At 29.7% G+C, this 11,391-nt stretch carries 12 protein-coding genes; 2 read left to right on the forward strand and 10 right to left on the reverse strand.

Features of this window, described 5'->3' with window-relative positions:
* Positions 1 to 1,127, forward strand: a 1,127-nt coding sequence (locus tag E6248_RS07930) for a cation diffusion facilitator family transporter (protein WP_316340283.1), incomplete at its 5' end; no start/stop codon positions are given.
* A 186-nt stretch (positions 1,128 to 1,313) separates the two neighbouring features.
* On the opposite strand, the gene E6248_RS07935 is transcribed toward E6248_RS07930, so the two are convergent.
* Both E6248_RS07935 and E6248_RS07940 read right to left on the reverse strand, forming a co-directional pair.
* The gene (locus E6248_RS07935; protein WP_316340284.1) at positions 1,314 to 2,774 is read right to left on the reverse strand and encodes a family 1 glycosylhydrolase; all 1,461 of its coding nucleotides are present in this window, start codon (positions 2,772 to 2,774) and stop codon (positions 1,314 to 1,316) included.
* 2 nt (positions 2,775 to 2,776) lie between these two features.
* Positions 2,777 to 4,162, reverse strand: coding sequence for a PTS transporter subunit EIIC (locus tag E6248_RS07940; protein WP_316340285.1), 1,386 nt, complete (start codon positions 4,160 to 4,162; stop codon positions 2,777 to 2,779).
* A gap of 179 nt (positions 4,163 to 4,341) precedes the next feature.
* Between E6248_RS07940 and E6248_RS07945 the strand changes: the two genes are divergently transcribed.
* Positions 4,342 to 5,331, forward strand: a complete 990-nt coding sequence (locus tag E6248_RS07945; protein WP_316340286.1) for an AraC family transcriptional regulator — start codon at positions 4,342 to 4,344, stop codon at positions 5,329 to 5,331.
* Between the two features lie 57 nt (positions 5,332 to 5,388).
* Here E6248_RS07945 and E6248_RS07950 read toward each other — a convergent pair whose 3' ends face one another.
* From E6248_RS07950 to E6248_RS07985, 8 genes are all read right to left on the reverse strand, one after another.
* Positions 5,389 to 6,345 (reverse strand): BadF/BadG/BcrA/BcrD ATPase family protein, encoded by a 957-nt coding sequence (locus E6248_RS07950; protein ID WP_316340287.1) that lies wholly within the window; start codon positions 6,343 to 6,345, stop codon positions 5,389 to 5,391.
* 10 nt (positions 6,346 to 6,355) lie between these two features.
* On the reverse strand, positions 6,356 to 7,450 hold the full coding sequence (locus E6248_RS07955; protein WP_316340288.1) for a MupG family TIM beta-alpha barrel fold protein: 1,095 nt from the start codon (positions 7,448 to 7,450) through the stop codon (positions 6,356 to 6,358).
* 64 nt (positions 7,451 to 7,514) lie between these two features.
* Positions 7,515 to 8,885, reverse strand: coding sequence for a PTS sugar transporter subunit IIC (locus E6248_RS07960; RefSeq protein ID WP_396335138.1), 1,371 nt, complete (start codon positions 8,883 to 8,885; stop codon positions 7,515 to 7,517).
* A gap of 67 nt (positions 8,886 to 8,952) precedes the next feature.
* The gene (locus E6248_RS07965; RefSeq protein WP_316340289.1) at positions 8,953 to 9,264 is read right to left on the reverse strand and encodes a PTS sugar transporter subunit IIB; all 312 of its coding nucleotides are present in this window, start codon (positions 9,262 to 9,264) and stop codon (positions 8,953 to 8,955) included.
* A gap of 52 nt (positions 9,265 to 9,316) precedes the next feature.
* Positions 9,317 to 9,649: a hypothetical protein gene (locus tag E6248_RS07970; protein ID WP_316340290.1), complete on the reverse strand. Its 333-nt coding sequence runs from the start codon at positions 9,647 to 9,649 to the stop codon at positions 9,317 to 9,319.
* Between the two features lie 27 nt (positions 9,650 to 9,676).
* Positions 9,677 to 9,997, reverse strand: a complete 321-nt coding sequence (locus E6248_RS07975; RefSeq protein WP_316340291.1) for a PTS lactose/cellobiose transporter subunit IIA — start codon at positions 9,995 to 9,997, stop codon at positions 9,677 to 9,679.
* 602 nt (positions 9,998 to 10,599) lie between these two features.
* The gene (locus tag E6248_RS07980) at positions 10,600 to 10,806 is read right to left on the reverse strand and encodes a helix-turn-helix transcriptional regulator (RefSeq protein WP_136006422.1); all 207 of its coding nucleotides are present in this window, start codon (positions 10,804 to 10,806) and stop codon (positions 10,600 to 10,602) included.
* 11 nt (positions 10,807 to 10,817) lie between these two features.
* Entirely contained in the window at positions 10,818 to 11,300 is a 483-nt protein-coding gene (locus E6248_RS07985) for a DUF2975 domain-containing protein (RefSeq protein WP_316340292.1), read from the reverse strand.
* Positions 11,301 to 11,391 lie beyond the last annotated feature (91 nt).

Consider the following 11,391-nt stretch of genomic DNA (forward strand, 5'->3'; position numbering starts at 1 on the left):
ATCCCAAAGTCCGTAATAATTATGGAAACTTAGGTGGAATCGTAGGAATTATAATTAATTTTATATTATTCTTAATTAAATTCTTTGTAGGAATGTTTGTTGGATCTATTGCAATATCTGCAGATGCATTTAATAATTTATCCGATGCGGGATCATCCGTTATCACAATAATAGGATTTAAAATGGCTAATAAACCAGCTGACGCTGAACATCCTTTTGGTCATGGTAGAATTGAATATTTATCTGCACTTATAGTTGCATTTTTAGTAATGCTAGTTGGAGTTCAATTTATAAAATCATCAATCGAGAGAATATTTAACCCAACAGTAGTAACTTTTGAATTAATTCCTTTTATACTTTTACTAATATCAATAGGTTTTAAAGTTTGGTTATCTACTTTTAATAAATATATCGGAAATATAATAAATTCATCAGCACTAAAAGCTGCTGCAGCAGATTCTTTAGGGGATGTATTTACTTCAAGTACAGTTGTAATATCATTTTTAATATCTAAATTCACAGCCTTCCCAATAGATGGATATATAGGTGTATTTGTTGCTTTAGCAATTTTATATGCAGGTTTTGGTTTAGTAAAAGAAACCCTTAATCCACTACTAGGAGAAGCTCCAGACCCTGAACTTGTTAATGATATATGTGAAAAGGTACTTTCTTACCCACTTATTTCAGGAGTTCATGATTTAATAGTTCATAACTATGGACCTGGAAGAATTATTGCTTCCCTCCATGCTGAAATACCTTCAGATGTAGATATTATGGAAATTCATAATACAATAGATATGGCTGAAAGAGAAGTTTCTAGAGATTTAAACATACATTTAGTAATTCATATGGACCCAATTTGCGTTATAACTGATGAAATAAAAGAAACTTGGGACTATGTTGAAAAAGTATTAAGAAGATATCCTGAAATAAAATCAATGCATGATTTTAGAATAGTTGGCGAAGGAGATATTAAGAACTTAATTTTTGATATAGTGGTTTCACCTTCTATGTCAAGTCATAAAAAAGAACAAGAAAAAATGCTTAATGACATAAAAGAATCAATAAAAAATGAACATCCGCAATACAACTGCGTAATTACAATAGACTACGATTTCATGGAATAAGGCCCGTATAAATAGTATAGTGCTTGCTCCGCCGCAAGCTACAAGTCGCAGTACTATATTGTTTATATTCCTAAATCTGAAGGAAATAATTCCTCATTCCTCGGAATTATAGATATGTTTCTTCTATCCAGTTATAAAATGAAAAAAGCCAATCTGTTTGATTGGCTTTTTTCATTTAATTTAAATTTAATCTTCTAATATTTCTCCATTGCTTTCTATGCACTTTTTGTACCAATAGAAAGAATCTTTCTTAAATCTATCATTACTTCCTTTTCCTTCTTCATCACGATCAACATATATTACTCCGTAACGTTTGCTCATCTCAATAGTTCCACAGGAAACAATGTCAATAATTCCCCACATCGTATATCCTAATAAATCAACACCATCTTTTATAGCCTCTCCCATTTGTTCAATATGTTGTTTTAAATAGTCTATTCGGTAAGAATCATGAATTTGTCCATCTTCTAATGTATCATAAGCTCCTAGTCCATTCTCTGCTATGAATATTGGTAACTGATATCTATCATACATATCATTTAAAGATATACGTAATCCCTCTGGATCTATTTGCCATCCCCAGTCACTAGCTTTTAAGTATGGATTTTTATTCCCAGATACTAAATTACCACTAGCTTTTTCATAATTCTTATCTGTTGTCGCAACCATTGACATATAGTAACTAAATGCAATGAAATCAACAGTATTATTTTTTAAAATTTCATCATCTCCATCCTCTTTTACAATTTGGATATTACTTTCTTCAAACATCCTTTTAGTAAAAGATGGATACTTACCTCTTGCCATTACATCAGTATAAAAATAATTCTTATAATTTTCATCTATAACAGCTTGCATTACATCTGCTGGTTTACATGTAGCTGGGTAAGTTGTAAATCTTGCTATCATTCCACCAACCATTGATCCTGGTAATATTTCATGAGCTGCCTTTATAGTTAAAGCATTAGCTATAAACTGATGATGTAAACATTGGAAAATAGCTGATTCATAATCTTCTTCTTGATCCTTTATTAAACAACATCCATTATAAGGATTAAACTTAGCGCAGTTTATTTCATTAAATGGAAGCCAATAATCAACTCTATTACCTATTCTTTCGAATAGTGTAGTTGCATATCTTACATATAAATCAACAAGTTTTCTATTTTTCCATCCACCATACTTAGTAACTAAATTTACTGGTATATTATAGTGAAGTATTGTAGCAAAAACTTTCATACCTCTTTTATGGCATTCATCGAATAAATCAATATAATATTGAATTCCTTCTTCATTTGGGGTTTCATCATCTCCATTAGGAAAAATTCTTGCCCAGTTAATTGAAGTTCTGAATATCTTCAATCCTAATTCTTCAAATAAAGCTAAGTCATCTTTATATCTATGATAAAAGTCAATGCCCCATCTAAATGGATAATGTGTTATATCTGTTGCCTTTAAAGCTTCCTCAAATCTTTCTGAGGTCATATTAATATTTCTATTTTCTGTTCTTTTTTCTTTGTCCCATACTGCGTCAAAGTACCTTAAATCTTGAGTGTCTAAGCCCTTACCACCTTCTAAATATGCTCCATCAGCTTGTGAAGTGGATATTGCTCCTCCCCATAAAAATTCCTTTGGAAATTTTGTCATATCTATTCACCTATTTCATTCATAATTTTTTTATCTTTTTTTGCTAAATAGTAAGTAACACCAAACGCTATTATAAAACTTACTACTACTCCAATTACTGCAAATACTATATTCATAGAATTATTTGGATCAATAAATATTGGTATTGTTGTTAATCCTGTAGGTCCAAATACTATTCTCTTTACACCTGCAATACCACATATTAGTCCACCAATTCCACCGCCAATTAAAGCTGCTATAAAAGGCTTCTTTAACTTTAGGTTTACACCATACATAGCTGGTTCAGTTACTCCTAATAATGCTGTTATTCCACTTGATGCGGCCATAGCTTTAAAATCAACATTCTTTGCAATTAAAGCTATTGCTAATGCTGCTCCTGCTTGTCCCATATTTGCTACTAAAAATCCAGGTCCAATCATATCAAAACCATTTGCACTTATTGCTGTCATTACTAATGGTATTGTTACTACATAATGCATACCGAACATAATAACTATTGGTGATAAAATACCAAATATTATAGGTAAGCTCCAAGGTGCTTGGGTTTGAATTACATTTAGTACAGATTCAAGCCAAGTACCTACTATTGTTCCTATTGGTCCAACTGCACAGAATGCTAAAGGTATCATAACTAATAATGTAATTAGAGGCTTTAAGAAGAATCTAACTGCCTTAGGTGAAACCTTATCTGCAAACCTTTCAACATAAGAAGCAATCCAAACTATTAATATTACTGGAATAACAGTAGATGTATATGTTGCTAACGTTACAGGTAAAAATCCAAATAATTTAACTCCCTCACCTGCAGCAACCATATTTGTATAAGTAGGATGAATTAACATTAATCCTAATAACATCCCCATCATAGGATTCATTTTAAATTTAACTGCTGCTGTATATGACAGCATAATTGGCAAGAAATAAAATGGAGTATCACCGACAAAAGTCAATATTTGATATGTCTGAGTATCCTTTTGTAATAATCCACTCATTGTTAATAAAATAATTAATACTTTTATCATTGCTGCGCCAGTTATAGCGGGTAAAATTGGAGTGAATATTCCTGATATTGTATCTAAAACTTTTGAGAATCTAGATTTATCTTCATCTATTACTTCTTTAGATATTTCATCCATTCTATTATCTGGTAATAAAACCTTTAGTTCATCAAAAACATGTGATACATCTGTTCCTATTATTACTTGGAATTGACCACCACTAATTACAGTTCCCATTACACCATTTATCTTCTTTAATACATCTTGATCAAATTTACTTTCATCATTTAAGTTAAAACGTAATCTTGTTGCACAGTGAGTATAACTTTTAACGTTACTTTCTCCACCAATATTAATAAGAATCTCTTTAGCTAAATTCTTATAATTCATATACTTTCCTCCTAATATTTATTTGTCCTAAAAGTATAATAGCTATTTTCTCTTAGATTAAATATATCTTTTTAATTACAATTTTATTATATTAATGATTTATTCTGAAAACAATATCACAAAACTGTTTACACACTGACAAAAAGTAAGATATATTTAATATGAAAGGAGAGTTATTTATGAATATTAACGAATTAGATGAATTACTTAGAAAAAATACTGAAAGAGAGCAATTTTATTTAGATAATCAAGGTAGTATTTCACCAAGCTATTCCTCTATGGATAAAAAAATTATTAATGGAAAAGAAGTTTTTTGCTTTAGTCTAAATAAACTAGCTGAAAAAGAAATATTGATTCGAAAGGATTCAAGATATACTTTAGTACCTTTTTATGTTCATACAAACATAAATATGAACTACATATATTCTGGAGAATGTACCTATCTTATTAATGATGAATATATTACACTACATGAAGGTGATGTTTGCATTTTTGATAAAGATGTAGTACGCGCTAAAATGAAAACTGGTGAGAATGATATAGTAATAAATATTAGTATGAGTAATGATTTTTTCTCTGATAGTTTAATTAATCGTATAGGAGAGCAAAGTGTAATGGCTAATTTCATAATAAAATCCTTATCAGATACAAAAAATCATAATCACTATTTAATTTTTCAAACAGAAAAATCAAAAAAAATAATAGATTTATTCAACACTTTTTTAATCGAATACTATGATAAACAAATATATAGTAAAGAAATAATACAATCATATCTTGTAATAATATTTATGGAACTACTTCGTATTTATCATACAAATGGAGGAAATCAATTAATCCAAATATCAGAAGACTCATCTAAAGTATTAATGGATATCCTTCATTATATAGAAAAGAATTATGTTGACTGTAAAATTGGCGATATAGCTAATACTTTTGGATATCATCCTAAATATGTATCTTATCTAATTAAGAAGAAAACTGGAAAAACATTCAATGAAATTAAATTGATTCAAAGGTTAAATATAGCTTGCTCTTACTTAAGAAATACTAATCTCCCAATACACGCTATAGCTGAAAAAGTAGGAATAACTAACCAAAACTTTTTCTATAAAAAATTCGAAGAACGTTACAATATGTCCCCTAATAATTATAGAAATAAATCTTAAATACAAAATAAAACTAGATATCCCTATGGACATCTAGTTTTACTAAAAACATAACTTTCAATTTTTATTTAAAGATAAATTGTTTATAAAACTATCACTAATTATATTATTAGAAGCCTCAAAAGCAAGTAAGCATGCTCCAAGATCTGGTGATAATATTGGTTCCACTAATTCAACATTATATCCTTTTAACATATTATTTAATGGATTAAGTATTAAATCTCCACTTTTAAATACTCCGCCTGAATATGAGACTCTAACCAGATCATTACTATAATTTTTTAATAAGGCTTTAATCATTTCTCCAAGTTCAACAGCCGCTTCGTTAAATATAGCTATCGCTCCTTCATCTCCTAACTTAGCTGCTTCTGAAGATAACTTAGCAAGCTTTGCTATCTCAATTCTGTCTCCTTTTATCTTATCATTTACATACGAAATTATTTCAGCATCCCTAGTTAAACCTAAACTAGTTTTTATCATCTCATATAATGATCCCTTTTCTATGCGTCCATCACTTTCTTTACTAAATAACTCTATAGTTTTCTTTCCTATCCAATATGCAGAAGCTTCATCTCCTACAGAATATCCCCAGCCCCCACATCTAATAACTTCCTCATTTTTTAATGCTAATGCTATAGATCCTGTTCCAGCTACTATATTAATTCCATCTTCTCCTGCTAAGGCACCAGCTATTGCAACTCTCACATCACTGCTTAGATTATAATTAATCCCACTTAAAACTCTGTCCACCACTTCTGCTATCTTATCTGCAATCTCTTTCACAATTCCATATCCAGCAAGTCCTAAATGTACCCTTTCAATATCCTTTTTAGATATATTACTATTATTTATTGTTTCCTCTAATCCTTCTTTAAGAAGCTTTTCCAAGTTCCCAAATCCTATTTGAGTAGGGTGGGAAGACCCTTTAATAACTTTGCTTATAACTTTTCCTTTCTCATTAATTAAGGTAAAACAGGTTTTAGTTCCACCACCATCAACACCTAAAAAGTACATAAATACCTCCCTATTTAACTAAGTTAAAATTAAATTTTTGCCATGGTTTAATATAATCTAGTATAAATATTTCCTCTTTCTTAATATGACCTACAACATTTGACTTTCCACTATTTTTCATATCACTTAATGCAATTTGTAGTTCTCCAGCATAATGTCCATATTCGCTACTTTCAATTACTACATCTCCTCTTTTTATTATTTCTGGAGCATTAAATAATTTAAAATTATGACCTTTATACTTAACCCTACTTTGAGTAGATCTAACTATGTTATCTGAAAAATCACCTCTATTAAAATGCTTTTCTTCAAATAATATTTTTTGCTCTATTTCAGGAACTCCATCTACAAGTTGTAAATCAAAAGTAACCATATCTTTTCTCATAGAACCTAGCTTCTTCATTTCATCTTCACTTGGATAACAATTAGAAATTATAATATCATTTATATTTCCTAAGGCTATAAGATGCTTAGCTTGTACTTCAACGGGTAGATTTCTATGAAGCTCTAGAGTTGGCAACCCATCTGTTACTGGCCAAGGCCCAAAAGTATTTTCATTTTGACAAGTTATAAATGCAGCAGTCCTAAGTCCATATTTATTAAATCTTTCAGTACATCTCATAAAATGATCAAAATTTAATCCACTATATCTATGTGGATAGAAATTGTGGCAAGCTATAAGATTATCCTTGTTTGGTATATAATCTATTATTGTATCTATATAATTAGTATTACTACTCATATTAATTTCGATTTTAAGATTATCATCATTATAAGTCATTAAGGCCTCTTCAGATCCTGTAAAGCCCATATCTAATCTTAAGCCATCAGCTCCAATTTCTTTAAAAAAGCTTAAATCCTTATAACTAATACCTAATTCATCAAATACTCTAGGACTTACATCAACTATGATTTCAAATCCTTTTTCTTTTGCATAATCATTTATCTTCTTGAATTTATTTTTTATATTTTCTCTAGTATCATCTACTGAAAGTAAGCAAGAAAATATTCTACTAAAACCATATTTACCTGCAGTATCTATGTAATTAAATATTTCTTCATCAGTAGTCTTTTCTGGATAAATTGAAATTCCTAGCTTTCCCATAAAATTCACCTCATATTTTAAAATAAAGTGGTGAATTGCTTCACCACTTTTTTAATTTTTTATATTATAGATTTTTGCTTCCACTTCCAACTAAATTTTCAGCTAAAGTTTCACCTTTTTCTTCTACTAATAATTTATTATCATAAATTCTAACAAATGGATAGTACATTGCTATTGATATTAATATACAAATTATATTTAATACAAATGCCCTCCAGTCTCCTCCTGTAGCCATATAAGCTCCAATTGGTCCTGGTAATGTCCAAGGTGCAAGTAATTGTACTCTATTGACTAATCCTGCTGAAGTAGCAAACCATGCTAAGGTACCTGTTACTAATGGAGTAATTATAAATGGTATAATTAATGTTGGATTTAATACTATTGGAGCCCCAAACACTATTGGCTCATTTATATTAAATATACCTGGTACTAAAGCAGCTCTACCTATTTGCTTACCATAAGTAGACTTACCAAAGAATGTTAAAGCTAAAATTAAACCTATAGTACATCCTGAACCCCCTATATATAAGAACCATTGGAAGAAAGGTTCTGCTGCTATTGCTGGTAAACTAGTTCCAGCAGCTGCTGCAGCTGAATTTTGTTCTAATAAAACTAACCATACTGGCCTTGCAATAGATCCAACAACTGATGCACCATGAATACCAAAAGACCAGAAGAAATCTTGTAAAATTGCCAATATCCAAACACTAGGCAAAGTATCACTTGCAGATACAAGTGGCGCTACTAATTTTCCTATAAATCCATGCCAATCGAAATTAAAGTAATATGTTATTGAACCTACTAATAAAATTATAATTGCTGCTGGTGTTAAAGCTTCAAAGCTTCTTGCAACAGATGCTGGAACTTGTTCAGGCATTGAAATCTTAAATCCACTTCTATTCGTAAATCTAAATATTTCAACTGCTAGTATTGATACTATAATACCAACGAACATTCCGCCTCCACCCATGTTTCCCATAGGCATTTGGAATCCTTGTGGTACACCTTGGTACCATTTTAATAAGTCTGGATTTCCATTAATTATTTCCATTAATTCAGGAGCTAAAGCGCCTACACTCTTTGGAACAAGAGTTAAGAAAAATGCTGCTGCTGATAATGTTCCTCCAGTAACTCCATCTAACTTGTAGGATCTAGCTAAACTATAGCCTATACCCCAACAAGCATAAATGGTCATAATATACATTGTCATTCTATAAGGTAATAATATAGTTGCAGCATTAGCTTTTAGGGTTTTATAAATTCCCCAGCTTTCTGGTATTGGTGGGTTCGCAATTATTAAGAAAAATGACCCAACAATAATTAATGGTAATGTAGCTATAATACCGTCTCGCACAGCACGTAAATGACGTTGCTCTGCGAGTTTTGCCATAGGCGTTGATAATTTCTTGTCTAAGAAATCAGCAAAACTATTCATGATTTAAATTCCCCCTTTAAATAATACTATTAAAATAAATTGTAATTATATCGAAACTTACATAAGCTTATTTACTTTCTGCAAGTTCTTTAACTTGTTTAAATAGCTTTGGTCCACCTAAAGGACTATACGCTTGAGGTTGAATTAATGCACATGGGACTTTAGCTCCATCTGCATACTCCTTTAAATAATCGAAACGATGTCTAATTTGTGGTGCTACCATTGCTACGTCGTATCCACCTTTGACTTCTTCTTCAAATTCTTGTGTGCTTACAGCTTTAACTTCCATTTCTACGCCTTGCTTTTCAGCTTCTTTCTTTAAAGCGTTTACAGCTATAGCACTAGACATACCTTGAGAACAAACAAATAATACCTTCATATTAATACCTCCAAAAATTTAATATAATTTTATATAAACGTTTACGTTGTAATTAAAGAAAAAAATTTAAATATTTCCATAAGTAGGACATTATACCAAAGGAAACTCCAAAAAATAAATAGCTTAACCAAAAGCCTTTACATTTTCCCTTTTTAGTCTCAATAAAATATCTTGCATAAGCTATTGCAAAACTCGTTACGAAAGTATTTCCAATCATTATACTAAAATTAAAACTTACTCCAAATATACTTAAGAACAATGGAAAAATAATAGTTCCAGTTATTGCTCCAAGTAAAATTACTAAAGCACTTTTAAATCCAAAGGTTGGTATATTATAGTCTGTCCTTTTCGCTCGCAATTCACTTACTGAAGAAACTTTCTTCATAAAACTTAATACCTCCTTTAATTAACTTTATTGTCTTTCTGCTAACTTCTTATGAAGTTTAATTATATGCTCAATTAATGTTTTTGCTTCTATCGCAGTCATTAAATGATCTTGAGCATGTACAAATAATACTGATACTTCAGTTTTTTCTCCTCTTGCCTCAGCTTGAATTATATCTGTTTGTATCTTATGAGCTTCCTTTAAACAATCATCTGCTTCTTTTAATAATTCCTGAGCCTTTTCAAAATTTTCATTTTCAGCCGCTTCCAAAGCTTCATAAGCTAGTCCTTTTGCAGTTCCACCTTGACTGATTATTTCAAAAATTATTACTTCCATATTATCTACCATAGTTTCTCCCTCCCAATATTTTCTATAATGTCTCATCTGAAATACTCTTTATATTATATTATCACCTATTGTAATTTATTTCAATATTTTTAAAATATTTTGAAATTTCGTTTTAGAAAGCCACTTTTTTTATCACTTCCATATTTTTACCAGTATTATTCTATTAGATTTACTATAAAAGTTATCTAATATGTAATATATTGATACTTTGTTAATTATAGTATAAATTGTATTAAATCCTAATATTGAAGATTATAGAGGGAAGAATATTCAATATTAATATAAAAATCATATCTATATTAGTATATTCCATGAAAATCAAACTAGTTTTATCTTTATATTTATTAACTTAATACCATCTAGTACTCTCTACAAAATAAAAAATAAGTATCTCATTATTCCCCTCAATCATAATTGAAGTTATTAAATGTGATACTTATTTTGTATAATAGTTGTATTTTACTTATTTTACCCATTAAGAAGCTTAAATTAAAGTAACTACTTATCTAATCATAAAAACAGACTATTTTCTCAGAAGTCCTCAAAACTCCATCAGGAGTTTTTTCATCAATTCTCCATTATAAATTCTACATTATACATTATTAATCTTCTCTATATTCTAGAATATCTCCTGGTTGACAATCTAATGCCTTACAAATAGCTTCTAAAGTAGAAAATCTAACTGCCTTTGCTTTTCCATTTTTCAATATAGAAAGATTAGCCATTGTTATACCAACTCTTTCAGAAAGTTCTGTTACACTCATTTTTCTCTTTGCTAACATCACGTCAACATTTACTATAATTGCCATATCACTTCACCTCAAATTGTTAAATCATTTTCTGATTTTATATCAATAGCCTCTTGAAGAAGCTTTTGGAGAAGGGCAGCAAATACTGAAATAACAGCTGAAGCAAAAATAAATACTAACACAATTAATATAATTCCTGGAGCATCGTCCATTTCAGCTATTATGTATAGAAGTGGTGATAGCAATACATATATAGTGCTAATTGATACTGCACTATATTTTATATTTTTTAATGCTTTTACAGATAGTTTAGAGAAAGCATCCCCTTTATCAATATAAGTTAAAAGCTTAAAAGCTTGATATAGTATTGCAAAAAATGCTATAGCTGTTCCGTATAACCCTATTAAAATTGGATACTTTAAATAATCTATCCAAGGGTATTGCCCCATTGTTTCTTTAGTTATCCAAGGCAATCCAACTATACATAACGCTACAATTGGGCTACCTATAAAAAATAAAGCTATTTTTAAAAATAGTGTTGATCTTTTTTTCATAATAAGCACCTCTTTAGTTTATTATCTATTATATTCTAACACAACCCATATTGTTTAACAATAAATCCTTATTGATTAGTATCATATGAAT

It is taken from the genome of Clostridium sp. (assembly GCF_032552055.1).
Lineage (GTDB): Bacteria > Bacillota > Clostridia > Clostridiales > Clostridiaceae > Clostridium.

Coding starts and splice junctions, on each gene's coding strand:
- E6248_RS07935 (WP_316340284.1), bottom strand. CDS start 2,774: ATGACAAAATTTCCAAAGGAATTTTTATGGGGAGGAGCAATATCCACT.
- E6248_RS07940 (WP_316340285.1), bottom strand. CDS start 4,162: ATGAATTATAAGAATTTAGCTAAAGAGATTCTTATTAATATTGGTGGA.
- E6248_RS07945 (WP_316340286.1), top strand. CDS start 4,342: ATGAATATTAACGAATTAGATGAATTACTTAGAAAAAATACTGAAAGA.
- E6248_RS07950 (WP_316340287.1), bottom strand. CDS start 6,345: ATGTACTTTTTAGGTGTTGATGGTGGTGGAACTAAAACCTGTTTTACC.
- E6248_RS07955 (WP_316340288.1), bottom strand. CDS start 7,450: ATGGGAAAGCTAGGAATTTCAATTTATCCAGAAAAGACTACTGATGAA.
- E6248_RS07960 (WP_396335138.1), bottom strand. CDS start 8,885: ATGAATAGTTTTGCTGATTTCTTAGACAAGAAATTATCAACGCCTATG.
- E6248_RS07965 (WP_316340289.1), bottom strand. CDS start 9,264: ATGAAGGTATTATTTGTTTGTTCTCAAGGTATGTCTAGTGCTATAGCT.
- E6248_RS07970 (WP_316340290.1), bottom strand. CDS start 9,649: ATGAAGAAAGTTTCTTCAGTAAGTGAATTGCGAGCGAAAAGGACAGAC.
- E6248_RS07975 (WP_316340291.1), bottom strand. CDS start 9,997: ATGGTAGATAATATGGAAGTAATAATTTTTGAAATAATCAGTCAAGGT.
- E6248_RS07980 (WP_136006422.1), bottom strand. CDS start 10,806: ATGGCAATTATAGTAAATGTTGACGTGATGTTAGCAAAGAGAAAAATG.
- E6248_RS07985 (WP_316340292.1), bottom strand. CDS start 11,300: ATGAAAAAAAGATCAACACTATTTTTAAAAATAGCTTTATTTTTTATA.